Origin of the sequence: Nostoc sp. ChiQUE02, assembly GCF_034531305.2 — a bacterium.
Taxonomy (GTDB): Bacteria; Cyanobacteriota; Cyanobacteriia; order Cyanobacteriales; family Nostocaceae; genus Nostoc.
Map to the genome: position 1 here is coordinate 27,522 of NZ_JAVRBN020000020.1, position 24,976 is coordinate 52,497.

Annotated in this window: 26 protein-coding genes and 1 pseudogene; 17 read left to right on the plus strand and 10 right to left on the minus strand. The window is 43.4% G+C overall.

Annotation, left to right across the window (positions count from 1 at the left end; translation table 11 throughout):
* Positions 1-171: 171 nt before the first annotated feature.
* From RM347_RS20485 to RM347_RS20495, 3 genes are all read left to right on the plus strand, one after another.
* Positions 172-2,526: a ribonuclease R family protein gene (locus tag RM347_RS20485; RefSeq protein ID WP_322720175.1), complete on the plus strand. Its 2,355-nt coding sequence runs from the start codon at positions 172-174 to the stop codon at positions 2,524-2,526.
* 17 nt (positions 2,527-2,543) lie between these two features.
* Entirely contained in the window at positions 2,544-3,164 is a 621-nt protein-coding gene (locus tag RM347_RS20490) for a flavin prenyltransferase UbiX (protein WP_322720176.1), read from the plus strand.
* A 173-nt stretch (positions 3,165-3,337) separates the two neighbouring features.
* Positions 3,338-4,039 (plus strand): LapA family protein, encoded by a 702-nt coding sequence (locus tag RM347_RS20495; protein ID WP_322720177.1) that lies wholly within the window; start codon positions 3,338-3,340, stop codon positions 4,037-4,039.
* Positions 4,040-4,058: 19 nt separating this feature from the next.
* Here the strand turns inward: RM347_RS20495 and RM347_RS20500 are convergent, their stop codons facing one another.
* Positions 4,059-4,253, minus strand: coding sequence for a hypothetical protein (locus tag RM347_RS20500; protein WP_322720178.1), 195 nt, complete (start codon positions 4,251-4,253; stop codon positions 4,059-4,061).
* Positions 4,254-4,779: 526 nt separating this feature from the next.
* On the opposite strand from RM347_RS20500, the pseudogene RM347_RS20505 reads away from it, so the two are divergent.
* Positions 4,780-4,971, plus strand: a pseudogene (locus RM347_RS20505) (NB-ARC domain-containing protein); the annotation flags it as partial.
* Positions 4,972-5,145: 174 nt separating this feature from the next.
* On the plus strand, positions 5,146-5,691 hold the full coding sequence (locus RM347_RS20510; protein WP_322720265.1) for a shikimate kinase: 546 nt from the start codon (positions 5,146-5,148) through the stop codon (positions 5,689-5,691).
* 11 nt (positions 5,692-5,702) lie between these two features.
* Here the strand turns inward: RM347_RS20510 and RM347_RS20515 are convergent, their stop codons facing one another.
* Complete coding sequence (locus RM347_RS20515; protein ID WP_322720179.1) at positions 5,703-6,326, minus strand: Uma2 family endonuclease; 624 nt, start codon at positions 6,324-6,326, stop codon at positions 5,703-5,705.
* Positions 6,327-6,537: 211 nt separating this feature from the next.
* Here RM347_RS20515 and RM347_RS20520 point away from each other — a divergent pair, with 211 nt between their 5' ends.
* A complete protein-coding gene (locus RM347_RS20520; protein ID WP_322720180.1) occupies positions 6,538-6,900 on the plus strand; it encodes a pentapeptide repeat-containing protein in 363 nt (120 codons plus the stop codon).
* Between the two features lie 162 nt (positions 6,901-7,062).
* Here the strand turns inward: RM347_RS20520 and RM347_RS20525 are convergent, their stop codons facing one another.
* The 3 genes from RM347_RS20525 to RM347_RS20535 are packed head-to-tail and all read right to left on the minus strand — an operon-like array spanning position 7,063 to position 7,668.
* Positions 7,063-7,356: a PIN domain-containing protein gene (locus RM347_RS20525; protein ID WP_322720266.1), complete on the minus strand. Its 294-nt coding sequence runs from the start codon at positions 7,354-7,356 to the stop codon at positions 7,063-7,065.
* Positions 7,284-7,451, minus strand: coding sequence for a hypothetical protein (locus RM347_RS20530; RefSeq protein ID WP_322720181.1), 168 nt, complete (start codon positions 7,449-7,451; stop codon positions 7,284-7,286). The genes RM347_RS20525 and RM347_RS20530 overlap by 73 nt, the downstream gene beginning before the upstream one ends.
* Complete coding sequence (locus RM347_RS20535) at positions 7,441-7,668, minus strand: hypothetical protein (protein ID WP_322720182.1); 228 nt, start codon at positions 7,666-7,668, stop codon at positions 7,441-7,443. The genes RM347_RS20530 and RM347_RS20535 overlap by 11 nt, the downstream gene beginning before the upstream one ends.
* 291 nt (positions 7,669-7,959) lie before the next feature.
* Between RM347_RS20535 and argB the strand changes: the two genes are divergently transcribed.
* Positions 7,960-8,856, plus strand: coding sequence for an acetylglutamate kinase (gene argB, locus RM347_RS20540; protein WP_322720267.1), 897 nt, complete (start codon positions 7,960-7,962; stop codon positions 8,854-8,856).
* Positions 8,857-9,019: 163 nt separating this feature from the next.
* Here argB and RM347_RS20545 read toward each other — a convergent pair whose 3' ends face one another.
* Complete coding sequence (locus RM347_RS20545; RefSeq protein WP_322720183.1) at positions 9,020-9,457, minus strand: hypothetical protein; 438 nt, start codon at positions 9,455-9,457, stop codon at positions 9,020-9,022.
* Between the two features lie 169 nt (positions 9,458-9,626).
* On the opposite strand from RM347_RS20545, the gene RM347_RS20550 reads away from it, so the two are divergent.
* Together RM347_RS20550 and RM347_RS20555 are read left to right on the plus strand one after the other, a co-directional pair.
* A complete protein-coding gene (locus tag RM347_RS20550; protein ID WP_322720184.1) occupies positions 9,627-10,169 on the plus strand; it encodes a tetratricopeptide repeat protein in 543 nt (180 codons plus the stop codon).
* Positions 10,170-10,452: 283 nt separating this feature from the next.
* Positions 10,453-11,388 carry a DUF3153 domain-containing protein gene (locus RM347_RS20555; protein WP_322720185.1) on the plus strand — a complete coding sequence of 312 codons (936 nt, stop codon included), beginning with the start codon at positions 10,453-10,455 and terminating at the stop codon, positions 11,386-11,388.
* Positions 11,389-11,414: 26 nt separating this feature from the next.
* On the opposite strand, the gene RM347_RS20560 is transcribed toward RM347_RS20555, so the two are convergent.
* Positions 11,415-11,789, minus strand: coding sequence for a winged helix-turn-helix transcriptional regulator (locus RM347_RS20560; protein WP_322720186.1), 375 nt, complete (start codon positions 11,787-11,789; stop codon positions 11,415-11,417).
* A gap of 149 nt (positions 11,790-11,938) precedes the next feature.
* On the opposite strand from RM347_RS20560, the gene RM347_RS20565 reads away from it, so the two are divergent.
* A complete protein-coding gene (locus tag RM347_RS20565; protein WP_322720187.1) occupies positions 11,939-12,556 on the plus strand; it encodes an FMN-dependent NADH-azoreductase in 618 nt (205 codons plus the stop codon).
* 134 nt (positions 12,557-12,690) lie between these two features.
* Here RM347_RS20565 and pdxH read toward each other — a convergent pair whose 3' ends face one another.
* Positions 12,691-13,335 (minus strand): pyridoxamine 5'-phosphate oxidase, encoded by a 645-nt coding sequence (gene pdxH / locus RM347_RS20570; RefSeq protein WP_322720188.1) that lies wholly within the window; start codon positions 13,333-13,335, stop codon positions 12,691-12,693.
* Positions 13,336-13,462: 127 nt separating this feature from the next.
* Here pdxH and RM347_RS20575 point away from each other — a divergent pair, with 127 nt between their 5' ends.
* The 3 genes from RM347_RS20575 (at position 13,463) to RM347_RS20585 (ending at position 17,190) form a co-directional block, all read left to right on the plus strand.
* The gene (locus tag RM347_RS20575; protein WP_322720189.1) at positions 13,463-14,548 is read left to right on the plus strand and encodes an AI-2E family transporter; all 1,086 of its coding nucleotides are present in this window, start codon (positions 13,463-13,465) and stop codon (positions 14,546-14,548) included.
* Positions 14,549-14,958: 410 nt separating this feature from the next.
* Positions 14,959-15,789 (plus strand): ScpA family protein, encoded by an 831-nt coding sequence (locus RM347_RS20580; protein WP_322720190.1) that lies wholly within the window; start codon positions 14,959-14,961, stop codon positions 15,787-15,789.
* 231 nt (positions 15,790-16,020) lie between these two features.
* A complete protein-coding gene (locus RM347_RS20585) occupies positions 16,021-17,190 on the plus strand; it encodes an NDP-sugar synthase (protein ID WP_322720191.1) in 1,170 nt (389 codons plus the stop codon).
* A gap of 235 nt (positions 17,191-17,425) precedes the next feature.
* Here the strand turns inward: RM347_RS20585 and speA are convergent, their stop codons facing one another.
* Entirely contained in the window at positions 17,426-19,441 is a 2,016-nt protein-coding gene (gene speA / locus RM347_RS20590) for a biosynthetic arginine decarboxylase (protein ID WP_322720192.1), read from the minus strand.
* Positions 19,442-19,691: 250 nt separating this feature from the next.
* Between speA and ndk the strand changes: the two genes are divergently transcribed.
* Entirely contained in the window at positions 19,692-20,141 is a 450-nt protein-coding gene (gene ndk, locus RM347_RS20595; protein WP_322720193.1) for a nucleoside-diphosphate kinase, read from the plus strand.
* Between the two features lie 90 nt (positions 20,142-20,231).
* On the opposite strand, the gene RM347_RS20600 is transcribed toward ndk, so the two are convergent.
* Positions 20,232-20,954 carry a TerC family protein gene (locus RM347_RS20600; RefSeq protein WP_322720194.1) on the minus strand — a complete coding sequence of 241 codons (723 nt, stop codon included), beginning with the start codon at positions 20,952-20,954 and terminating at the stop codon, positions 20,232-20,234.
* A 1,070-nt stretch (positions 20,955-22,024) separates the two neighbouring features.
* Between RM347_RS20600 and fldA the strand changes: the two genes are divergently transcribed.
* From fldA to RM347_RS20615, 3 genes are all read left to right on the plus strand, one after another.
* Positions 22,025-22,537, plus strand: a complete 513-nt coding sequence (fldA, locus tag RM347_RS20605) for a flavodoxin FldA (RefSeq protein WP_322720195.1) — start codon at positions 22,025-22,027, stop codon at positions 22,535-22,537.
* Between the two features lie 260 nt (positions 22,538-22,797).
* On the plus strand, positions 22,798-23,550 hold the full coding sequence (locus tag RM347_RS20610; protein ID WP_322720196.1) for an alpha/beta fold hydrolase: 753 nt from the start codon (positions 22,798-22,800) through the stop codon (positions 23,548-23,550).
* Positions 23,551-23,789: 239 nt separating this feature from the next.
* Positions 23,790-24,653 (plus strand): GNAT family N-acetyltransferase, encoded by an 864-nt coding sequence (locus RM347_RS20615; protein ID WP_322720197.1) that lies wholly within the window; start codon positions 23,790-23,792, stop codon positions 24,651-24,653.
* Positions 24,654-24,976: the final 323 nt, after the last annotated feature.

Sequence of the window (24,976 nt, forward strand, 5' to 3'; positions counted from 1 at the left end):
CTGCGGGAGTAGTTTCTCGCTCTTGCTGGGTCGGGCTTCCTTTCCTTAGAACTTAGGAAGTCTTGCTTCAGGGCAATTAGTTTCCAGCTTGTTTCTGTAAGCCGTGAGGGTATACAGAAAAGAACCAGATTAAACAAAAAATGATGTTTTGACCAAAGGTCGGTTCACTGCATGGAATTTTCAATCGCTACACTCCTTGCCAATTTCACCGATGATAAATTGGTAGCTCGGAAGGTTTTAGAAAAGAAACTTGGCTGTGAGGATGAAAAAAGTTTACAAAAACTTCACATTGCCTTAGATGTTCTTGAAAAAATCGGTATTTTAGTGAAGGAACGGGGCAAGTACCGCCGTGTCTCAGAAGAGGGAATAATCGAGGCAAAACTGCGCTGTTCTAGTAAAGGCTTTTGCTTTGCTATTCAAGATGTGGAAGGAGCCGAGGATATTTACATTCGCGAAAGTCATCTGAGTAATGCTTGGAATGGCGATCGCGTTTTGGTCAGAGTTCTCAAAGAAGGCAGTCGCCGTCGCTCTCCCGAAGGGGAGGTGAAGCTGATTCTAGAACGTTCTAACCACACTTTACTGGCACGAATTAAGCAGGTGGAAACTGGTTTCCGGGCTGTGCCTTTAGATGATCGATTGCTGTTTGAACTCAAGATCCAACCGAATGGGGCAAAGTTGGAAGAAGCGATCGATCACCTTGTTCATGTGGAAGTTTTGCGTTACCCGTTAGCACAATATCCTCCCCTCGGTCGAGTGGTGCAAATCCTCGGCAGCGATGCCGAAGCCGCTGCTGATATAGATTTAGTTACGTGCAAACACGACCTTTCCCGGACTTTTCCAGATAATGTCCTAGAAGCAGCCGCCAAGTTACCCAAAAAGCTGCTTAAAGCAGACCTGAAAAATCGGCTGGATTTGCGTAATTTGTTTACTCTCACTATTGAAGGGGTAAATGGCGATACCAAAGTTATAGAAAACGCTTTTAGTTTAGAAAAAAACCTAGCTGGAAATTGGCTTTTGGGCGTTCATATCACCGATGTTTCCCACTATGTCCAACCTGACGAACCCCTCGATAGAGAAGCACTCAAACGGGGCAAATCAGTGTATCTAGGAGAATTGGTGTTGCCAATCTTGCCTGCAACGGTGGCAGAACGCTGTTCTTTAGTACCTGGGAGCGATCGCTTAACTATCTCTTTTTTAATTACCATTGATCCCCAATCGGGACAAGTGCTGGAGTGGGAAATTCAACCCAGTGTAATCAACGTAGAGACTGCACTGACTACTGAACTTGCCCAAGCAATTCTCACGGGTGAAGCGCAGGATCAATCATCACAGGTTTCCCAAATACTGCAAGACCTCCAAGCCTTGCAAACAGCCGTGAAACAAGTACGGTTGAATCGTGGTAGCCTCCAGTTGAATCTGCCGCCCAGCCAAAACGCCTATTATGATGAGGGGATTCTCGGCGCTGTGGTGGTGAATGATTTACCAGTGCGATCGCTACTCACGGAATTGGTGCTGTTAGTTAATCAACTGATGGCAACTCACTTAAATGCCCTTGGTGTTCCCGCTATCTGGCGAGTCCAAGGTACACCCGATGTTGAAGATGTCCAGGAAATGCTGAAATTGGCAGTCAATTTAGGCGTTGACCTCACACTAGATCCAGAAGTTGATATCCAACCCTTAGATTACCAACATTTGACCACAGCTTTTGCCGAATCTCCCTCTGAGCAAGTTCTTACTTACTTATTACAAGATACACTTAAGCCGTCTGCGTACAGCACTACCAAAGGATCTCACTTTGGTCTGGCACTACCGCAATACGTCCACTTTAGCGCTCCCTTGCGGCGTTACCCAGATTTGCTCATGCAGAGAGTGTATTACACGCTACTCGAAAACGGACGCGATCGCCGCAATACCCGTGTGAGAGAGCGCGTTAACCTGCGCCACTCCTCCAGCCACGAGGAAATTAACTGGAACGTTTTACCTCCAGAATTGCAACAAGAACTGCAAAGCGATTTAACTAGGGTAATTGTCCAAATCAACGACCGAGAAAAAGAAGTCCAAGAAGCTGAAGCCGATTTAGCCGGACTGCAAAAAGCCCAACTGATGAAGCAGCGCATCGGTCAGGTATTTCAAGGCGTGATTACCGGGGTTCAATCCTACGGTTTCTTTGTGGAAATTGAAGTACCAGCAGCGGAGGTGCAGTCCAGCAGCAATCCTGGTGTGCCTTTGAGGGTGGAAGGATTGGTACACGTCAGTTCTCTCAAAGACGATTGGTATGAATATCGTGCCAGACAACAAGCACTGTTTGGGCGCAAAAATCGCGCTTCTTATAGATTAGGCGATCGCGTCGCCGTGCAAGTTAAAAGTGTCGATTACTACCGTCAGCAAATTGATTTGGTAACAGTCGGCAGCGATGGTGTCGCCAAAGGTTTAACTGGCAATGATTCTCGTGACGAGCTTTCAGACCTTTACTTACCAAATGACATTGAGCCTGATGACCTAGATCCTTACGCTGAGGATGAGTAAAATCCAGTAAATTTTACGTGTCAAATAACACTAAACCTCTAATTTTAGGCGTATCGGGCGCATCTGGTCTGATTTACGCTGTTCGCGCGATCAAATTTTTGCTGGAAGCGGAGTATAGTATTGAATTGGTTGCCTCTAAATCAACTTACATGGTTTGGCAGTCAGAACAGGAAATTCGGATGCCACCAGAACCAACCGGGCAAGAACAATTCTGGCGAGAGCAAGCTGGAGTATCACTTTCCGGTAAACTACGCTGTCATCCTTGGAGTGATGTTGGAGCCGGGATTGCCAGTGGTTCCTTTGCCACTCTGGGAATGATGATCATTCCATGCAGCATGAGCACAGTGGCAAAGCTAGCAGTTGGCTTGAGTTCTGATTTACTAGAACGGGCAGCGGATGTCCAACTCAAAGAAGGGCGAAAGCTGGTGATTGTCCCGCGTGAAACGCCTTTTAGCCTCATCCACCTCCGTAACTTAACCTCTTTAGCAGAAGTTGGAGTTAGAATTGTCCCCGCGATTCCCGCCTGGTATCACAATCCCCAAACCATCGAGGATTTAGTTGATTTTGTAGTTGCCCGTGCTTTAGATCAACTAGATATTGACTGCATTCCAATTCAGCGGTGGCAAGGTCGTCGCTAACATCCTGAGCGGATTTATTGGAAATTTCACAATAGTCCTAAAAGGGTAATGATAGAGATGGCTGATAGTGTCAGTAGTCAGTGAACAGTAATTAGTGAAGAGTAATCAGACTGATAACTAACAACTGACCACTGACAACTGACCACTGACAACTGACAACTGACAAAATTGCTATGGCTGTAATTCGCTTAATTCTATTGGTGGCAGTACTGGGAGGACTAACGCTGTTGTTAGTCCAAAATTGGTCACCTGCCCTATCGCTAGTATTTTTGGGCGTGCGAACTCAACCATTACCACTAGCGATATGGATTTTGTTCAGTACTGCCACTGGTGCTTTCACATCTATATTGATTGCTACCTTGTTTAACTTATCCAATTATCTTGTGGGAGGACAGCGCCAAACTCCTGACCGCCGCAGCGCAACTTCGCCTCGTGCGAAGGCAACCCGTAGAGAAGAACCTACATCTCGCCCTGCCAGTCCCCCACCACCAGCTAGTAAAAAAGAAGAGCCTACTAGTGATGTATTTGATGATTGGGAGACAAATGGCAGTGGAGATGATGATTGGAACTTTGATGAAAGGTCAGAGGAAGCGCCTACCCCTAATCCTCAAGCTCAACAGCCCAGAGACTCTAAAACTTACGAACGTGAATCAGAAGTCAAAAGCAGTTCTCAGTCTGGTTCAGTTTACTCCTACAGCTATCGCGAACCAAAAAATACAGCTGTGGGAAAAACCGAATCTGTTTATGATGCTGATTACCGGGTAATCATCCCCCCTTATCAGCCGCCGACTAATAATCAGGCGGATGATGATGATTGGGAATTTTTTGATGATGATGATAATGATTTTGAGGATGATAAACGCCCCCGTCGCTGAGATGTCGGAGGCTACGTATCTACTTAATGCCACACCGCTCTCTAGACTCCTGCTTGACCTTACCAGTCATAGCAGCTTCCTGCAAAGTCATGAAAGCATTAAAATCTTCCAAGTCATATCGGGTAGTCAACAGTTGTCGTAGTTGATTTTCAGCTTCCACTGTCAAATAGCCAGTTGCTAAAGCTTGTTGTACAACGTCACGAATTCGAGTCATAGTTGACACCTCATTCATTCTATATTTATTCATTCAGGGTTAATGGGGTGAAATATGCAGTAGTTTTTGTGCCAAAACTTTAATTTTGCAAGTTTTTTTTGGGCGATCGCAGGAAATAAGTCATTATTTACACCTTCATCAGAAACATTTAATTGAGCGGGGCGTGTTATACCTGAATTTTTAAAATAAAGATGTTGTGTTGTTAGGAACACAGTATTGTGTATACTTAAAATTACCCAGCAGAGTAAAAATCCTGATTATTTAAATAGACAGAAATTGTTTGGATAAAGTTTCAAACAAGCTATATTAATTTTTTTGTTAAGCATAGCGATCGCTATGCAGCAATTACCAAGTTACTTGAGGAAAGTTACTACATTCCTAAGAAATTTATCATTTATTATTTATGGTAATTTCACTGAAGAATCGTTAATCTATTGCCTAAGTTACTTTAAATACATTCGTAATAGTAATAACAGCAATTCATTCAACTAAAATAGAAGATGTATTTGTATAAGCCAAAAACAATATAAAGTTATAAAAGTTATACGTAAATTTGGACTTTACAAAGGAAAAAGCTTTGACACCCGTTGAAAATAAATTCCTGAGATGTTTCCTTTGCAGTTGTAGTTCTGCGGAAAATTCTAATGGAGTTTATCAAAGTCGTAGCAGTAATACTGCTAGAGTTTATCTTTCTAATTGATTATATAAATACATAGAATAAATGCTGAGTAACCAAGTCAGATACTCAATCAAAGTGAAAAACTGGAGTCGCCCAGGATGCGTTGGCGCAGCCTAACCAGGCATTGCTTGAATACGCACGTATGAGTCGTTAAGTTTATAATTGGAAACTATGACTCAGCACTTAGAACTCATAATTGGAGCGAAGCAACTGGTGAGCAGCTTATTACAAGGAGTCAACCTGTACTTAATTGGGATAATGGGCGTTGGTAAGACGACAGTAGGGCGCTTACTGGCAAAGGAACTGGGTTATGGGTTTGTGGATACAGATGATGTCATTGCCCAAGCAACAGGTAAATCTATTAATCAGTTATTTGCCCAGAAAGGTGAAGCAGGGTTTCGCCAATTAGAAAGCGACGTGCTTTCACAGGTTTGTGCTTTTACAAAGTTGACTATAGCAACCGGTGGTGGCATTGTACTGCGGCGAGAAAACTGGGGTTACCTACACCACGGTTTGATAGTGTGGCTAGATGCGCCAGTGGAACTAATTTACAGCCGTTTGGCTGAGGATACCACAAGACCACTGCTGCAAGATGTTGATCCCAAAGGTAAATTGCGATCGCTCCTCGAACAACGAACACCACTTTACTCTCAAGCCGATTTGCACATCACCGAGCAAGAGGGAGATACACCTGAAGTCGTTGCCAAGCGAATACTTGAGGCAATTCCTAACGTTCTTAAAACACAAGTTTCTCATTAGGAAGACTCAAATTACCAAATTTTGGCCATCCGTAGAATAAACTCGGGTAATTCTGGATTGCCAGTAACCGCTTCGGGATTTTCCAAAATCTCAACTTCTCGATTAGGACGGTAAATGTAGACTTTTCGATTCTGCCGATCTATTAACCAGCCTAGTGATGTACCGTTATCGATGTACTCCTGCATTTTCTCTTGTAATTTTATCAAGCGATGTCTACGACGGGCTACGCCTACACTGGATGAGCGTAACTCAATTACAAAGCTGGGACAAATTGGTGCAAATGAAGCTTTTTGTGCATCTGTTAAAGCATTCCAGCGCTCCAGTTCAATCCAAGAAGCATCAGGGGAACGCATCGCTCCATTAGGTAGCGTAAACCTTGTACTGGAATCAAAGCCTATGCCAGTGCCATCTTTTTCAGTCCAAAATCCAAGCTGTGCAGCAATGTTAAAGTTACGGTTGCCCGTATCTGAAAAAGCTGGTGGCATAATGATGACTTCCCCATTGGCACTGCGCTCAATTCGTAAATCTCCATTGGCTTGACATAATTCGTAAAACTGCTCATTTGTCATCTGCACAAGGAAGGGGAAATTTACCATTAGGGGTGTGCTTTCAGTTTGAATTAGCAGCGTGGTCATTTTCATTCCCTAGCTTCAACCGAATGATTTCAATTTTAGAGGTTTGAAGGAGCGATCACTTGTTTGTTGTGTCGGGTAATGAGGGAATAGTTAATTTGTAGGGTACATTACTTCGTTAACGCACCATCTTGATCTAGCCTGCCTCATCCATCATATTTATGGGATTGATTCTAGAGCTTGAAGTTTTACTGCTGTGTCACCAAAGAATTCAATGGATATTGAAGAGTTTTTCAGTCGTTTAGATGCTGGGGAAAATGATTTTTCAGGAGTCGATCTCAGTGGTGCAGTCTTAAGCGAAGTTGACTTGTCTGGTATTAATCTCAGTGGTGCTGATTTGAGTGGGGCGATCCTCTGTAAAACTAAGTTATGGGGTGCTGATTTAAGAGACGCTAATCTGAGCGGTGCTGATTTACGTGGTGCTGATTTGAGAGTTACTCGTATGGAGAGCGTCAATCTCGAAAATGCTAATTTATTGGAAGTTAACTGGCGCGGCGCGGAAAAGTATGGGGCTTATTTCTACAATACCGTTATGCCAGATGGTGAACTCGTAACAGAACCAAACAGCTATGGCTGATCAGTACAAACATACTCGACTTTGGCATCAGAGATTGTGACGAGTTACAAAGTCTTCTACACTGACTGAAATAGGTTTTGACTCTCTCTGTTAGGCTCCTCATGACGGTCAACGATTCTGAATACATAAGACAAGCTGAAGCTACTTGTGTACAAGACGTATTCACCAAGCTACTGTTTGCAGGTTTTCAACCTCTTGAAAATGAGCATCTTGCGTAACAAGAATTAAATTATACTGAATTGCAACAGCTGCAATCCAAATATCATTTTCGGGTAATGGACGACCTTTGAGGCGTAATCTATTCTTAACTTCACCATATTCACGGGCAGTTTCTATATCACATCCAATGACCGTATTTCTGGAAATGAATTCCTCAATACGTTCTAAATTTCCTTGCGATCGCCCTGATTTTCTTGCACCGTAAAATAATTCACAATAGCAACACTGGGAATAAATATTTCTTTTGCATTTACTAGCTGATTATTTACTGTTATGTCATTTGCAAATAAAGCAATAATAATATTAGTGTCAAGCAGGTATCTACCACTCATCTATATCTACCTGTTCGCAACCTTGTTCAATTGCTTCGCGCATCAGCTGAATATCATTTGGCGATATTGTACCTGCAAAATTTAATAATTGTCTACCTGGAACACCATGAATTTGTGAACCTACTAAAGTTCGGGCAAACTCCAGCACTCGATATTGCAAGTCTTCAGGCATAACTTTTAATTCTTCAATTAGCCGCTCGATAATCGGTGTATCCATATTTTTCCTGATAATTTTCGATTCTGGTTACTAGTCCTTCTTTTATGGTGATAGAATCGCAATTCCTCCTAGGTTAGGTGGAACGGACTGTTACCCAACATCAAGTAGTTTTTTTATTAATGTTGAGTTCTGCTAACGCTGCACCTAATCTTGTATCTTAAAATTAGGTTTTTGTGAGTAATATTTATACAAAAAGCTTATTTTGCCTTTGGCAGCTATGAGATATTGTTACAAGTTCCAAAGTCTTCTACACTGACTGGAATAGGTTTTAACTCTCAACGGCGGCTCCTCATGACGGTCAACGATTCTGAATACATCAGGCAAACTGAAGCCACTCGTGTGCGTGTACTAAGCGAAGCACTACCTTATATTCAACAATTCGCCGGTCGCACTGTTGTTGTCAAATATGGTGGCGCAGCGATGAAAGATAGCACACTCAAAGACAAAGTTATCCGCGACATTGTATTCTTATCCTGCGTGGGCTTGCGTCCGATTGTAGTACATGGCGGTGGCCCAGAAATTAACAGTTGGTTAGATAAGCTGGGAATCGAACCACAATTTAAGAATGGTCTGCGAGTCACTGATGCCGCCACAATGGATGTGGTGGAAATGGTTTTAGTTGGTCGAGTTAACAAAGAAATTGTTGCGCTAATTAACCAAGCTGGTGGATTGGCTGTAGGACTTTGTGGTAAAGACGGTAATCTATTTACAGCCCGCCCCCAAGGTCAAGAAGGCATCGGTTTTGTGGGGGAAGTCAGCAATGTCAATATCAAGATTTTGGAGACCCTCGCTAGCAATGGCTATATTCCGGTAGTGTCCAGCGTCGCGGCAGACGAAACAGGGCAAGCTTATAACATTAACGCCGATACCGTAGCTGGAGAAATCGCCGCTGCACTAGGAGCAGAAAAGTTAATTTTACTGACCGACACCAGTGGAATTTTAAAAGATTACAAAGACCAATCTACTTTGATTCCAAAAGTCGATATCCGCGAAGCCCGCGAGTTGATTGCTAATGGTATAGTCAGCGGTGGGATGATTCCCAAAGTCAATTGCTGTGTGCGATCGCTTGCTCAAGGAGTCCGTGCAGCACACATCATCGATGGTCGCATTCCCCACGCCCTGTTACTAGAAATTTTTACTGATGTTGGGATTGGGACAATGATTCTCGGTTCGCAGTTTACTTCGTAGAGGAAGGGGAGGTAGGGGGCAGGGAGCAGGGGGAGTAGAGAAGTGGAGTTTGAATCTGCGTCAGCGAGTAAAAAAGACTCATTAACGGAGTTCAAAGACTCGTCTATGAATCTTAATTTATACCAAATTACAGTTACAAACATTTTCTCCCTGCCCCCTGCCCCTAACGGGGATAGGTAATAATAACCCGCGATCGCCCACCACTAAATGGTGTACGACGCCATGAATTATTAATAATCACCGGATTAACTACGGTTGAGTCTCGAATTGTGGGATTAATTAAAGTTGGATTAATCAACGTGGAATTTCTCACGTTTTGCCTAATCTGGGGATAGTAATAATCGGGGTAATTATTGCGTTGTGGCATTAGTCCCGTTGCTGGGTCTACAGGCATAGGTGTGGGAATCGGACTACCATAAATAAAAGAACCGACAGCAGGCGATGTCTGACGACAAGCTGCTTTGCAGCTACGCCTGACTCCATAACCACCATCAATCACGATTACACTCTGGGCAGAAGCTGGAGCAATGCTTACACCCATCACTGCTAAAGTCATACCGGCTAAGAGCCAATTCAGTTGCGAATGCTTGATTTTCAACATATTTTGCTCACCTGCATTTGATACCGGAATTTTTAATCAGAAAATAGTCGCACCTACTTAGTTAAAATTTTAGAAGTTTATCCACTTTCAAATTGCCAGCTTTTGAAAAGATTCCAAAAAGATTGCTGGTATTGGCAAAATTAAAACAGTGCTGATTTTTGTATAAGCCGTGAGTACAGAAAGTTTAGAAATTGCTAAAACCCGCTACCAGACTGGGAAAGTTGCCTTTGAAAATGGGCAATACCGCGAAGCCGTAGAAAATTTAGAAAAGGCCAGCGCCCTGTTAGCTCGTAATTCTCGCCTTGGGGGCGAAGTAGAAATTTATCTGGTGACAGCTTATGAAGCAGCTGGACGCACGGATGATGCGATCGCTCTTTGTGAAAGACTCAAACGCCATCCCCATTTTGAAACCAGCAAACAAGCGCGACGGATGCTTTACATTTTAAAAGCACCAAAGCTGAAAAGACCCAGCGAATGGATGACCCAAATCCCCGATTTGGGCACACTACCCGATAATGAACTCAAAATTTCTGTACCTGCTAAGTCTACTAAATCTTCTGTGCAGCAAAAGCCTAAACCTGCCGAGCTAGAATTCGTTGACCTCAGTCAGGTCAATACCAGGGATAATCGCTTTATCTGGGTGGCGCTAATTGTCATTGGTTTAACCATCTCGTACTTGGTTTGGTTGAATTTTTCAGGAACCCCTGGCTGATCCTAACAGGAGGATATTTCCGTGCTGAGGTTCCTGCCCGCCCTTGGAGAACGTCCGTTACTCAGCAATATAGTTCGGATAAGATCCCCCCGCCTGCGGCGACCCCCTTAAAAAGGGAGGAATGAAACAGCTCTACTTTTTAAGGGGGTAGAGGAATAAAAATAGCCCGCCTTTTGAAGGGCAGGGGGGATCTTCGAGAGATAAGCAAGTTAACCAAACCGTATTGCGCCGCCCAGTAGTAGAAGTCAAGATTAGTTAAAAAGTTTGACTTTATGGGAGATTTATGATTTCAAATTCTTCAATTTTCGGAAAGATTTTCTTTTGGTTAATCAGACCATTTAGTTTTGTGTTGACAAAAATGAAATTTCTCTCACCAATGAATGGTCGAAATCGAATAAACCGCATCTTTCCCATCCGAAATCCTATTCTATGGCTAGTGCTGTTAACATCCCTACTACTGTCTGGCTGTGTGAAGTACGATGTGGGGGTTAACTTTGATAATTCAAATAGTGGTGAACTAGTACAGCATATTAAATTGGGAGAGCGGCTAACCAGTTTTAGTGGCGATTATGTATATGAATGGTTAAACAGCATAGAACGCCGCGCCCGTAAACTTGAGGGTAAAGCACAGCGAGTTTCCCAAGAAGAAATCATCGTCACAATTCCTTTTAGCAGTGGTAGGGAATTGCAAGAAAAGTTCAACGAATTTTTTAACTCCCGTGCGAATCAACCCTCTGAGTCTGTGCAGGGTGAATCTGATTCAGAACTGCCGAAAATTGAATCAAATGTCCTCTTAGAGGAGAACAATTTTTTACTTTTAGTCCGAAATCGGTTGATTTATGATTTGGATTTGCGATCGCTGTCTCTAATTGCCAGCAAAGGTAACGTCCTAGCGAATGCTGGTTCAATTCTCGACTTAGAATTTAGCTTGAAGACTCCTTGGGGAGCCAAAAATATTCAACTACCTGAAACTGCGATGTCTAACGACAAGCCGCTAGGCGTCTACGCGCCAGAAAAAAATGGCAATCAACTAGTGTGGAAACTCCAGCCTGGTGAGCTAAACCACATAGAGGCTGTTTTCTGGCTTCCTAGCCCCCTTGGTATTGGTGGGTTGCTAATTATCCTGTTTGTATCGGGAGGATTGTACTTGAGATACAATTTCATGCCAGATCCCAGAATTCAGTTTCCTCCCAAAGCAGCAGCGATCCAGGAACAGTAGATTGTTTGTCTATTGAATATTGTCAGTTAAGCCGATGCATTTTCCATCGGCTTTTTTGCTTCACATTCAGACTGTTGTTCGCTGCCATACCAGTGTTCAGCAAGTGCATTGAGTTGATAAAGGATTTCAATGAGTTCCTGACCACGTTCTGTGAGACCGTAAGTTACTTGGGGTGGAACAGTTGGTTCATAGTGGCGATAAATAATCTCTGCTGCCTCAAGCATCCTCAGCCTTTCTGTTAGAACTTTGGTTGAGATACCCTCGACTAGGTGCTTCAATGCACCAAAGCGAGTAGGTCCATTATTACACAACACCCACAGTATATACATTGTCCAGGGTCCTGATAGTAAGGACATCAGAATACTGACTGGGCAAGCATCAGGATTTTTAGAAACAGACATCGATAAGTTAGCTAAAATTGTCCGACAGTTACTTTATGGTAACTACTTTACTTTAGTAACTAGTTACTTTTAGTATCTGATGTAATGCTTTGAAATAGAAACTCAAAAAAAGTAAAAGCAGCAAATCCTAGCGAATCAGGAGATATTTGGTGGTCAACATCCTACATATTGATTCCAGCCCCCGTGGTGAGCGATCGCACTCAAGAGAACTATCTAAGGAATTCATCAGTGCTTGGAAAGCAGCGCATCCTGAAGACGCGATCGCCTATCGAGATATAGGGCGTCACCCAGTTCCTCACGTTGATGAAGCTTGGATTGCAGCTGCATTTTCACCACCAGAAACCCATACTCCAGAATTAACTGAGGCAATTAGGATTTCTGACGAACTGGTTGATGAGTTTTTGGCAGCCGATCGCTACGTTTTTGGAGTGCCAATGTACAACTTCAATATACCTTCCACTTTTAAGGCTTACATCGACCAAATCGTTCGCATTAACCGGACTGTTGCTTTAGATGCTCAAGGTTTTAGAGGGTTAGTCGAGGGTAAAAAGGCAGTTATCATTACAGCTCGCGGCGGTGACTTTAGCCCGACATCTCCTGCATCTGCATACGACTTCCAAGAACCCTACCTGCGGACAATTTTCGGCTTTATTGGAATTACAGACATTCAATTTATTAACGCTAACAGCCTCAACGAGGGTGATGCCCGTACCCAATCTCTAGCAGAAGCACGGGCAGCAATTCAAGATGCGATCGCCCAGTGGTAATGTGACGCGGGGCATTGGGAATTGAGAATTGGGCATTGGAAAGAGACAAGGAAGAAAGAAACTTGTTCAATAATTCTCCCTTGTCCCCCTCATCTCCCTCTGCCTCCCCTGCTCCCTGCCCCCCTGCCTCTTCTTCACGGTGACAACCGCTGAATATTCCAAGTGCTATTATCTAAACGGCTATAGAGCAAGCGATCGTGCAGACGGCTAGGGCGTCCTTGCCAAAACTCAATTTCTGTGGGGATCACTCGTAAGCCTCCCCAATGAGGCGGTCGGGAAATCTCCTGATTTTCATATTTGCTCTGGAATTCCTGCAAGCGTCGCTCAAGAACTTCTCGGCTTTCTATCACCTCGCTTTGATTAGATACCCATGCACCCAGGCGACTGTTGGCAGGGCGACTGTGAAAATACTGGTCGGACTCAGCTTCGGAAATTTTCTCCACATACCCCGAAATTCTGACTTGACGTTCCAGTTCTGCCCACCAAAAGACTAAAGCCGCCTGGGGATTTTCTGCCAGTTCTTGTCCTTTGTGACTGTTGTAGTTGGTAAATAAGACAAAGCCCCGTTCATCAAAATCTTTGAGTAACACCATTCTGGCTGAGGGCTTACCGTCTGGTGTGGCAGTGGCAATGGTCATGGCATTGGGTTCAGGAAGTTGTGCTGCTAGTGCTTGATCAAACCATTTTTTAAATTGAATAAAAGGATTGAGGTCTACTTCTAGTTCGCTCAAACCTTCCAAGGTGTAGTCTTTGCGAAGGTCAGCTACAGTTTTGTCCATTTTGATTTACTTCCTTGCTATCAGATACGCTTATACATGTCTTTGTTAAAAATATCTATGATGATGATCAGTGCCATCAAGAATTTTACAAATTCTCTCCAAGAATATCTAAAATAGGTTGCATAAGATGCGCCGTTCGGCCTCCCTTCAACGCCTGTTAATTTATGGTCTGAGCGGCCCGATTATCGCTCTCAATGTCTGGCTGCTGTCCGTGCTTTTTCGCTATTTCCAGCATCCCATTACCGTCTTGAGCATTGCGGCGATTCTGGCTTTTCTACTAAATTACCCGGTTAAGTTCTTTGAACGTGCTCAGATCACGCGCACTCAGGCGGTGATCATAGTTTTACTTGCAACATTAACCCTGCTTGGTATTCTGGGCATCACCCTAGTACCGCTGATCATTGACCAAACAATCCAACTCTTAAATAAGATTCCTGATTGGTTAGCCGCCAGTCAAGCAAACTTAGAGCAGTATGAGATGCTGGCAAAACAACGACGTTTGCCAATTGATCTGAGGGTTGTGAGCAGTCAAATCAATGCCAACATTCAGAATCTAGTACAACAACTAGCTTCTGGTGCAGTGGGATTTGCTGGAACACTGCTGTCAGGATTACTTGACGTAGTGTTAGTCATTGTGCTTGCATTTTATATGCTTTTATATGGCGATCGCGTCTGGTCTGGTCTGGTCAATCTTTTACCCTCTAATATTGGAGATCCTCTTACCACATCCTTGCGCCTAAATTTCCAGAACTTCTTCCTCAGCCAATTGTTGCTAGGACTGTTCATGGTGCTAACTCTGACGCCTATTTTCTTAGTAATGAAGGTGCCCTTTGCCCTGTTGTTTGCCATCTTAATCGGGATCTCAGAACTCATTCCCTTTATCGGGGCGTCTCTCGGCATTGGTCTGGTAACAATTTTAGTACTGCTGCAAAATTGGTGGTTAGCAGTTCAAGTTGCCATAGCGGCTATTCTCATGCAGCAGCTTAAAGATAACCTGTTAGCTCCCAGGTTACTAGGCAACTTCATCGGACTGAATCCCATCTGGATTTTTGTGGCTATTTTGATGGGCTATGAAATTGCTGGATTGTTGGGGACACTTGTTGCTGTTCCCATTGCTGGTACTATTAAAGGCACTTTTGATGCGATCAAGAGTGGTAAGCCGAGTGACTTTGTGTCAACTGTCACTATTGCTCATGACCCGCCCCCTGATTAAGGTGGCAGAGGGGCAGGGGGCAGGGAGCAGGGGGCAGGGGGAGCAGGGGAAGAAGAACTATTGATTGATGCTTGAGCCATGCCCAATGCCCAATACAACTCTTGGAGAGGCTGCGCCCTAAGCGTAGCTATGCCGCAGGCTTTACGGCTTTGCGGTTCCTGAGCGTAGTCGTTGGCGCAGCCTCTCGTAGAGAAGGGCAGTACAAGTGCCCAAGGTCAAAAGTTGCACAATCTGATCTCACAATTCACAATGGTGATTGATTACAAATTTCAGGGGATACTGCCAGCAGGCAATTCCTGAATAAAAGAAGCGCAAGGGAATTCATAAAGTACACGCTTTGCCAATAGTCAATGAGTTTACTGTTGAATTTACGGTCTTTTGATTCTGATTAATTAACTTAGAACCCTTTGATGGAAGCTTCCGAGCTATTAGAAACAATCACACTGCTGATTTACCAAGCTGAACAGGGAGAAATTGATCCTTGGGATGTCCAAGTGATTGAGGTGATTGACCGTTACTTAGAACTGATGGCACCGGAGGCAATAGGAAGAGGTTATGAAGCGGACTTGTCTCAATCTGGACAGGCTTTTTTGTCAGCATCAATGCTGGTATTATTCAAAGCCAATACCTTGATGCAATTGTCAACAGTAGGAGAGGTCCAGGATGGTGTATTAGATGATTCCCTGTTGGAAGATGAAAACGGAATATCACATCAGGGTCATCGTCTACCATTAGAACGGCAATTGCGTCGTCGTCCAGCGGCAATGCCGCCACCAAAGCGCCGGGTGACTCTGCAAGAGTTAATCAAGCAATTGCAGATCATGGCGAACCAACTGAAATTGGTAGAAAAAGCCAGCAAACCTATCCGTCCCAGACGTTTGCCTAGTGTCCAAAGTATGCGGGAGGCGCTGGAGTTAGCTCACCAGGAAAATCTGACGGAAGTCGCTGGGGAACTGGAGCAGGTGTTGATTGTGTCGGCAAGGGAGCTAAATTCAGAACAAAATTGGTTGACTTTAGAACAACTTGTAGAGTTGTGGACTCAAACAAAGCTTTTCAAGCAAAATGGGTCTGGACATGAGTCTAAACACAGCCATTTAGTTAGCGTTTTTTGGGCACTACTACTACTTTCGGCTCAATCGAAAGTAGAGCTATTTCAAGAGGAGTTTTACCATGAGATTAAAATTCGGTTACTTACAGATTCAGCTAAGATCGGTAAACCTTTTGAGCAGTCGATGAACTAAAAAAGCGAAAAGTAGCCCTACAGATAATTTACAGATTTTTGATTCAGTCCCAAAATCCGAGTAAATTGAAAATATAAGCGATCGCTTGTCATCTAAGTATACCTATGGTTGCAATAACCACCAAATTCCTGTTATCCCTGTTTTGAGGATGACTTAGAGCAGAAATAAAAACTGATGATTAAGTATCACTCGATGAAAGTAAACTGGCTTGTGGTTGAGGAATAAATTTTTATGAAAGCGATGATTCTCGCGGCTGGCAAGGGTACTCGCGTGCGTCCGATTACCTATACAATTCCCAAACCAATGATTCCCATCCTGCAAAAGCCAGTGATGGAGTTCTTGCTGGAACTGTTACGCCAACATGGATTTGACCAAATTATGGTCAACGTTAGTCATTTGGCTGAGGAAATAGAAAACTATTTTCGCGACGGTCAGCGGTTTGGGGTGCAAATTGCCTATTCCTTTGAAGGAAAAATTGATGATGACGGGAAACTGGAAGGCGAAGCAATAGGTTCAGCTGGAGGTATGCGGCGCATCCAAGACTTTTCACCGTTTTTTGATGATACCTTTGTGGTGTTGTGCGGTGATGCTTTGATTGACTTGGATTTAACTGCGGCCGTTAAATGGCATAAAGCTAAAGGGGCGATCGCTACTATTATTACGAAATCTGTCCCCAAAGAAGAAGTTTCTAGCTACGGTGTAGTGGTCACTGACGAAGAGGGGCGTGTCAAAGCTTTCCAAGAAAAACCTTCAACTGAAGAAGCCCTCAGCACCAACATCAACACAGGTATTTACATCTTTGAGCCAGAGGTTTTTAACTATATCCCCTCTGATGTGGAATATGACATTGGTAGCCAATTGTTTCCCAAATTGGTAGAAATCAAAGCTCCCTTCTACGCCATCCCTATGGACTTTGAATGGGTAGATATTGGTAAAGTCCCAGACTATTGGCGGGCGATTCGCGGTGTGCTGTTGGGTGAAATCAAAAATGTGCAAATCCCCGGTCATGAAGTCGCCCCTGGTATCTACACTGGCTTAAATGTCGCCGTAAATTGGGACAAAGTGGATATCACAGGCCCAGTTTACATTGGTGGTATGACGAGAATCGAAGACGGAGCTAAAATTGTCGGCCCAGCGATGATTGGCCCCAATTGTTGGATATGTAGTGGTGCAACAGTGGAAAACAGCGTCATTTTTGAATGGTCGCGCCTGGGCCCTGGAGTCCGGTTAGTCGATAAGCTGGTATTTGGACGTTATTGCGTGGATAAGACTGGCGCTGCAATCGATGTTCAAGCTGCTGCTTTAGACTGGCTGATTACCGATGCCCGTCAGACACCGCCATCACATACCCCTGTTGAACGACAAGCGATAGAGGAATTGTTGGGGACAAACGTAAATTAGGGAATGGGTATTGGGGAATGGGGAAGAAGCATGGGAGCAGGGAGCAGGGAGCAAGGGAGAAGAGTTTTCCCTCAGCAAGAGCAGCACCCCGCCCCGATGCCTCTTTTCAATGCCCAATACAACTCTTGGAGAGGCTGCGCCAACGGCTTTGCGGTTCCTGAGCGTAGTCGTTGGCGCAGCCTCTCGTAGAGAAGGGCAGTACAAGTGCTTAATGCCCAATTCCCAATGCCCAATCCTAACTATTTAAGTACGTATATCTTCTAAGACTCTGCTCGTAGGTTTGCAGCAGTCGCTGAGATTCCGCTAGGGTGATGCGCTTTTCTTCTAATGCTTTCTCGCAGCGCTGGCGAATGTTTTCCACCATATCTTCGGAGTCATATTGGACGTAGCTTACCACTTCGCTCATGGTGTCACCTTTGACAATGTGTTCAATCTGGTAGCCTTTGGGCGTCAATTGGATGTGAACAGCGTTAGTATCGCCAAATAGGTTGTGCAAATTGCCCATGATTTCCTGGTAAGCTCCATTCAAGAACATTCCCAAATAATATGGTTCTCCGGGCTTGTAGGTGTGTAGTTCTAAAACCGACTTGACATCACGCAGGTCTATAAAGCGGTCGATTTTACCATCGCTGTCGCAGGTGAGGTCTGCCAAAATTCCCCGCCGCGTTGGTTCTTCATCCAAACGGTGGATTGGCATAATCGGGAATAGCTGATCGATCGCCCAGCAATCTGGTGCCGATTGGAACACTGACATATTCACGTAGTAGATGGAAGCCATAATTTTCTCTAGGTCTTCCAGTTCATCGGGTACGTATTCTTGCTGTCTAGTGATGTTGAGAATTTTTTGACAACAAGCCCAGTAGAGGCGTTCGGCTTTGGCTCGTTCTCTAAGGCGTAAAATTCCTAAGTTGAAGCGGCTGATGGCTTCTTCTTTGAATTGTGCAGCGTCATGGTAGAACTCCTGATAATTCTCTTTGTTGATGGATTGGTAAGTTTCCCAAAGATAATTAATAATCGGGGATTCTCCCTCTTGTGGAGGTTCTGGGTTGTCGAGAGGAACATCACTGGTACTGAGAACGTCGAAAATCAGCACCGACTGATGAGAAGCGATCGCTCGTCCACTTTCGCTAATCAGTGTTGGTACGGGAATTTGCCGTTCAGCACAGGTATCTTTTAACTCTGCCACGATGTCATTGGCATAGTTCTGCATGTTGTAATTTTTCGATGCATAGAAGTTGGTTTGGGAGCCATCGTAATCTACGCCCAAGCCGCCACCTACATCAAGGTATTTCATATCTGCTCCCAGCATTGCCAATTCCACATAAATGCGGCTGGCTTCTTGAATAGCATCTTTAATCACATTAATGGCAGAGATTTGTGAGCCGATGTGGAAGTGCATCAGCTGCAAAGAATCGAGGAGGTTAGCTTCCCGTAACTTGTCAACAGCCTCGATTACTTCAGGCATTGTCAAACCAAATTTAGCGCGATCGCCACTAGAGGCTCCCCAACGTCCCATGCCTTGGGTACTGAGTTTGGCACGAACACCTAATATTGGCTTAATACCTAACTGGCGATTGGCATCAATCACCAAATCAACCTCTTCAATCTGTTCTAAGACGATGATTGGTGTTTGCCCTAGCCTTTGGGCTAACATTGCCGTTTCGATGTATTCTCGGTCTTTGTAGCCGTTGCAAACTAACAATGCTCCTGGTGTATCCAAAACAGCCAGGGCAATCATTAATTCCGGCTTAGAACCTGCTTCTAAACCAAATTGGTGGGGTTTGCCAAATTTCACTAAATCCTCAATCAAATGCCGCTCTTGATTGCACTTGACGGGAAACACGCCACGGTAGACGCCAGGGTAATTATAGCGGGCGATCGCTTTGGCGAAACAAGCGTTCAACCGCTCAATCCGGTCTTCCAAAATATCGGAAAAGCGAATCAACATGGGCAGTCCCAAGTTGCGCTGCTTCATGGCGTTGACCAATTCAAACAAGTCAAGAGATCCCCCGCGATCGCCCTTGGGTGCCACGGTTACGTGACCAGCAGCACTAATGGAGAAATAAGGTTGTCCCCAACCTTCAATCCGGTATAAGGCTTCACTATCTTCAATTTTCCAGGAGCGAGGTAAATCTCCTGTGGTAGGACTAGGTGGTAACAGCTTTTTTTGCTTATGATTTTTCACTTCTTTATGTCCATTGGACGGTACTTGTACCACCTCGTCAGATGTAGCAGTTGAATCAACACCCATTTCTTCCTAACCTCTGTTTTTCACCCACGAATTAACAATTTAACGCATTCATTTGGGAACGTATATGCACCCAAAGATAATTTCTGAGATAAACTCTGATTGGTCAAGAGTCATTGGTCATTAGTCATTAGTCAAGAGTGCAAAACCCTTACCCTTGGACAAATGACATAGACGCTTCTGCGGCTTCCCGCAGGGTAGGACAAAGGACAAATGACAAAATAAAAACTTTATTAAGCTTTGGGAGATCGCAATGGAACGTACATTCTTAGCAATTAAGCCAGATGGAGTACAGCGGGGATTAGTGGGGGAAATAATCCGTCGCTTTGAAACTAAAGGTTTTACCCTAGTTGGTTTAAAGTTCCTGAAAGTCAGTCGGGAATTGGCTGAACAACACTATGATGTTCACCGAGAACGTCCCTTTTTTGGTGGTCTAGTCGAATTTATCACTTCTAGCCCAGTGGTAGCGATGGTATGGGAAGGTGATGGCGTCGTTGCATCTGCCAGGAAGATTATTGGTGCAACGAACCCTTTAACAGCAGAGCCAGGAACGATTCGGGGCGATTTTGGTCTGAATATTGGTCGCAACTTAATTCACGGTTCTGATGCTCAAGAAACCGCGCAACGGGAAATAGCCTTATGGTTTAAAGATGAAGAATTAGTTAATTGGCAACCACACTTAACGCCTTGGTTGCACGAGTAATGGAGAGTTAGGAGCAGAGACGCGATTAATCGCGTCTGTACAGGAGTTAGGAGTTCAAAATTCATTAACTCCTAACTCCTAAGTTCTGACTTACTTCGAGACTTCGCTTTTTTCCGGTTCTACTTGGGGCAATTCAGTGCCAATACGCTTGGAAAATCCCCAGCCTAAAATTAGGAAGATAGCAGCAATCATTATCCATTCTGGTGGAACTAGATCATCGTTCACCACTTTCAACAACAAGCGCAAACCTACCAACGCTACAGTTATATAGCCTGCATCTTCTAGGTTTTCATATTCGTCTAGCCAACGGATAAACAATCCCGCCATGAATCGCAACGTAATAATACCAATTGTTGCACCCGTCAACACCAGCCATTTTTCTTGAGAAACTGCGATCGCAGTTGTCACGCTATCCAAAGAAAATGCCAAATCTGTAAATGCAATCACGGGTATCGCTTGCAATAACGAATTAAAACGCGGCCCATGATGGTGATCGTCTTCACTTTGTTGAGAGGTAAAGTGTTGGAATACCAACCACAGCAGGTAAGCAGCGCCCAATAATTCAAATTGCCAGAATTGTTGCACCCAAGTAGCAGTTAGAATCAGGGTGATTCGTAGCACATAGGCAACGACTAAACCAAAGTTGAGGGCCTTACGCTCAAGTTCTTTGTCTTCAAGCCCTTGAGCGATCGCAGCGAGAGCGATCGCATTGTCGGCGGATAACACCGCCTCTAAAAACACCAGAATCAGCAGAACTATCGGGGCTTCAACACTGAAATGAAAGTGGAGGTAATCAAAAATTCGGTCTAGCATTCCGGGTTTCTCAAGCAGAAAAATTATAATTTGACAGGAACAGAGATTTTCATATTAAAAAGCGCAATAATTTTGCTACTTTAATCCAGCTTAACCTGGTTGAGGTACATTCTGAAGAGGGTTGAATGTGGGCGGTCGCTGTGAAAATAAAGTATTTTTAGTATTATCTTATACAATTAGTTTTTTAATCTTTTATTAAAGAAAGGCAGGGCGAAAGAGGACAAGGGGCAGGGGGTAGGGAGAAAAGGGGAAAAAGAACCTGCATCAAGCTTTTCACTTCCCCCTTGAACCCTGCTCCCTTGCCTGTTGTTCAATATGGTTAAACGCGATAACTCTAGTACTTGCAACGATATTTCCAAAATTGAAGCTGATATCCTCACGGTGGGTTCAGCACCTGATATTGAAGGATAAAGCGGTTTAACTAGTTATTAGAAGAAATTTTCTGGTGCCTTATCAACTGAGAATAAATCTCTATTGTGGATGTTTGCCTTCATAATAGACAGAAAATCAAGTTCTTTTCTGCCTCTGCCTGCCTTCACACGTCATTTTTGGGTTGGTCGAGTAATAAAGGGCAATTTCCGTTTGATTCAAACTATGTCCTTGCAGAGTTCGGTATTAATCACTCTAAATATAAAGCTACGGTAACTTTATCGGTTTACCCAACTTTGTTTAGAGTTAGTGTCAGAGAACTTCTCCGAAATCAAGTGTTATATGGCTTCTACTCTAGTTTTCGGTTTATTTGCTGAAATACTTTATAAAAGTTAACTCATGTTAAATAATAAAAGTTCGCAATAAGTCTGATAGTATGTTCTCAGACTTATTGAGATAGATAGTCATTAAGTTAATGATATATCTCAGCTATTTATAAACTTTTTCAGGAGAGAATGCCATGACAACGATGGCTGTTCAAACATCGAAGTCAATCTGTTAACCAATAGCAGTTTGTTTTTTTGAGTTGTACGAACTTGTCTAAGGCTTCCGTACAAGGCAAATAGGTATCCTTGCGAAAATTATTGCGTTCGCGCAGGGTCCCGCAGGGAAGGAGAATCGCAAATCTATCAGGTGACAATATGTCGAAAAAAATCGGTCTATTCTACGGTACTCAAACTGGCAACACTGAATCTGATGCTGAAAAAATTCGGGATGAGTTTGGTGGCGATCTTGTAACATTACATCCCATTTACGAAGCGGATGCTACCACCTTTGATGAATATGACTTGCTGATTATTGGCTCTCCCACTTGGGATATTGGTCAACTTCAGAGCGATTGGGAAGGCTTTTTTCCCGATCTGGATGAAATAGATTTTAGTGGTAAGTTAGTTGCTTATTTTGGTGATGGAGACCAATATGGCTATAGCGATAACTTTCAAGATGCAATGGGAATTTTGGAAGAAAAAATTTCCCAGCGGGGCGGTAAAACTGTTGGCTACTGGACAACTGAAGGGTATGACTTTGAGAATTCTAGAGCTTTGAAAAATGGCAAGTTTGTTGGATTAGCACTTGATGAAGGTAGTCAATCCGATCTAACAGACGAGCGAATTAAAACTTGGGTTGCTCAGTTGAAGACAGAATTTGGTTTGTAGAAAGTATGAGATTACATCTGTGCATCTGTGTCAACTTAAAGTGAAAGCCACTAAGCGACAAAGCTTTGAGATATTGCCTTGTTAAGAATCTTCGACTCTGAATGCTCACCTTATTAGCGACAGAGCCTTAATAAAAGGCATTTCCAGTATACGTGGGCACGAGATTTTCTCTTGTGTTTTAGCTGAATTTGACACTAATGACAGATGTAATTTATTACTCAAAATTGATAATTCAAAAAATATAGGTATAACAGGTATTTATGTCTGATTCATTTGATATTGTGTGGTTAAATGCTAGCCCTATTTTGAAGCGTTTTGATAAACCATTACTTGAATACTTATCTGGGTATATGAGAATTGCCCAGTGGGAATACCACCAAACCAAAGATGAAGCCAGTTTCATAGATCAAGCAGTGGAGTTGCTGTATGAGTTTTTAGAATGGCGCGATCGCCCCGTGCATTTGGCAGGTCATGGAATGGGTGGTGCGATCGCTTTAACCTTTGCTCGTCGATTTCCCCAAAAAGTGCGATCGCTCACCCTGCTGGCTGTAGCTGCTCAACCTGCAAATAATTGGCACGCTCACTATTACTTTCAACGACAACTTTTTAGCATCAGCCGTGAACTAGTTTTGGCAAGCAGCGTTCGCAGTCTTTTTGGAAATCAACCGCCTCATACCACTAAGAAGCTAGTAGCTGCCTTAGATAAAGATTTAGAACAATCTCCCTCCTCACACTCTTTATTTAAGTTGGTTTATTTACCCAAGGGTGGAGTTTCTATGCCCATGATGGTATGTGGTAGCAAGAGTGATCCGGTAGTCAACCCACCTGCATTACATGACTGGTTGAATTGGTTTAAGCCAGAAGATAAACTCTGGGAATGCCCACAAGGGTATCATTTTTTTCACTACTTCTATCCTCAAGAGGTTGGCGAACAGATTTTGAGTTTTTGGAAACGCCACCATCCTCATCTGCTAGAAGCATCTGCACTATCTTTTAGTACTTCTACAAATTAGTAATATCATTAATCGTTCAGTGATATACAAGAGTGCGATGTCTAACTACAAGCCTTACAGCTACGCACTTGTGAAAATTGGGGTGTCAGGGTGTAATAGTTTTGAGTACTATTTCAATTTAATCATCATTGATCAGATATATTGTCAATATCTTCTAAGTCTGGTTTATTCCAAAATTCAAAATATCGATTTTTTGTTCCTTGATCCCAAAAGATTAATCTATCTCTATCAAATATTCCATGACCACAATAACACCAATGACAATGGAAAATTTTACCGTTCGACCAATGAGGAGGTCAGAATTAGATTTAGTAATTGATTGGGCAGCAGTTGAAGGCTGGAATCCAGGAACTTATGATCCTGAATGTTTTTACCAAGCCGATCCATACGGTTTTTTTGTAGGGGAATTGAACAATGAACTTGTAGCAAGTATTTCCGCTGTAGCTTACTCTAAGCACTTTGCCGTTATTGGCTTTTATATTGTCAAACCGCAGTTTCGAGGGCGAGGTTTTGGCATGAAAATGTGGAGGGCAGCAATGGCATATCTTGGTACTGAGCGTAACATTAGCTTAGATGGAGTGATTGCTCAACAGGAGAACTACCAGAAATCAGGTTTTCAAATCACCTACCGTCATATTCGTTATGAGGCTGTAGGCGGCGGTGTTGCGCCGTCCGGCATTGTAGAACTCAAAACTGTGCCTTTTGATAAGTTAGTTGCTTACGATCAAGAGCTTTTTCCGGCTGAACGCAAGCAGTTCCTACGACTTTGGATAAAACAACCAAACAGTGCTGCCTTAGGGGTTGTTAGAGATGGGCATGTTGTTGGTTATGGAGTCATCCGCCAAAGCCACACAGGTTTCCGGATTGGGCCGTTGAATGCTGACGATGAACAGATTGCCGAGCAACTCTTACTCGCCTTGCTTGCTTTTGGTTCTGATGCTCCGGTGTTTCTTGATGTGCCAGATGCTAATTCAAAAGCGATTAAGCTGGCTCAACGTTACGGGATGAAACCAGTCTCTGAAGTCGCTCGGATGTACAATAAAGAAATTCCTAACTTGCCTATAAATCGTGTATTTGCTGTGACAAGCTTAGAAGTTGGTTAGGTAAGTATTATTCGCCAATCAGTCATCCCTTCTAAGAGGATATTTGAAAAGTTATGATGGCAAAAATTTTATGCCAATCGTTTTACGATAATCCGGATCATAGCGAGGTAGATAAATGTGGCAAACTGCAAACATAAATCATCTGGCGAATTCCCATTTTAGGTAAGTTGGCTACTCAATTTTCCATGCGAAAATGAGCTTCACCGCGATTGGATTGACGATGTAATGGAGCAAACAAAAAATTGATTTCTGGGTTCAGACCACTCACTAATTGAAGGTAATAAAGGCTATGCTCCTGTATAGAAATTTTAAAATTGGAGATT

Bases quoted from the DNA above. Each gene is read 5' to 3' on its own strand.
- RM347_RS20515 (WP_322720179.1), bottom strand. From the start codon at position 6,326: ATGACCACGCTGCTAATTCAAACTGAAAGCACACCCCTAATGGTAAAT.
- RM347_RS20500 (WP_322720178.1), bottom strand. From the start codon at position 4,253: ATGACTCGAATTCGTGACGTTGTACAACAAGCTTTAGCAACTGGCTAT.
- RM347_RS20615 (WP_322720197.1), top strand. From the start codon at position 23,790: ATGACCACAATAACACCAATGACAATGGAAAATTTTACCGTTCGACCA.
- ndk (WP_322720193.1), top strand. From the start codon at position 19,692: ATGGAACGTACATTCTTAGCAATTAAGCCAGATGGAGTACAGCGGGGA.
- RM347_RS20530 (WP_322720181.1), bottom strand. From the start codon at position 7,451: ATGAGTGGTAGATACCTGCTTGACACTAATATTATTATTGCTTTATTT.
- RM347_RS20580 (WP_322720190.1), top strand. From the start codon at position 14,959: ATGGAAGCTTCCGAGCTATTAGAAACAATCACACTGCTGATTTACCAA.
- RM347_RS20520 (WP_322720180.1), top strand. From the start codon at position 6,538: ATGGATATTGAAGAGTTTTTCAGTCGTTTAGATGCTGGGGAAAATGAT.
- RM347_RS20575 (WP_322720189.1), top strand. From the start codon at position 13,463: ATGCGCCGTTCGGCCTCCCTTCAACGCCTGTTAATTTATGGTCTGAGC.
- RM347_RS20495 (WP_322720177.1), top strand. From the start codon at position 3,338: ATGGCTGTAATTCGCTTAATTCTATTGGTGGCAGTACTGGGAGGACTA.
- pdxH (WP_322720188.1), bottom strand. From the start codon at position 13,335: ATGGACAAAACTGTAGCTGACCTTCGCAAAGACTACACCTTGGAAGGT.
- fldA (WP_322720195.1), top strand. From the start codon at position 22,025: ATGTCGAAAAAAATCGGTCTATTCTACGGTACTCAAACTGGCAACACT.
- RM347_RS20485 (WP_322720175.1), top strand. From the start codon at position 172: ATGGAATTTTCAATCGCTACACTCCTTGCCAATTTCACCGATGATAAA.
- RM347_RS20610 (WP_322720196.1), top strand. From the start codon at position 22,798: ATGTCTGATTCATTTGATATTGTGTGGTTAAATGCTAGCCCTATTTTG.
- RM347_RS20585 (WP_322720191.1), top strand. From the start codon at position 16,021: ATGAAAGCGATGATTCTCGCGGCTGGCAAGGGTACTCGCGTGCGTCCG.
- argB (WP_322720267.1), top strand. From the start codon at position 7,960: ATGACGGTCAACGATTCTGAATACATCAGGCAAACTGAAGCCACTCGT.
- RM347_RS20535 (WP_322720182.1), bottom strand. From the start codon at position 7,668: ATGGATACACCGATTATCGAGCGGCTAATTGAAGAATTAAAAGTTATG.
- RM347_RS20600 (WP_322720194.1), bottom strand. From the start codon at position 20,954: ATGCTAGACCGAATTTTTGATTACCTCCACTTTCATTTCAGTGTTGAA.
- RM347_RS20545 (WP_322720183.1), bottom strand. From the start codon at position 9,457: ATGTTGAAAATCAAGCATTCGCAACTGAATTGGCTCTTAGCCGGTATG.
- RM347_RS20555 (WP_322720185.1), top strand. From the start codon at position 10,453: ATGATTTCAAATTCTTCAATTTTCGGAAAGATTTTCTTTTGGTTAATC.
- RM347_RS20560 (WP_322720186.1), bottom strand. From the start codon at position 11,789: ATGTCTGTTTCTAAAAATCCTGATGCTTGCCCAGTCAGTATTCTGATG.
- speA (WP_322720192.1), bottom strand. From the start codon at position 19,441: ATGGGTGTTGATTCAACTGCTACATCTGACGAGGTGGTACAAGTACCG.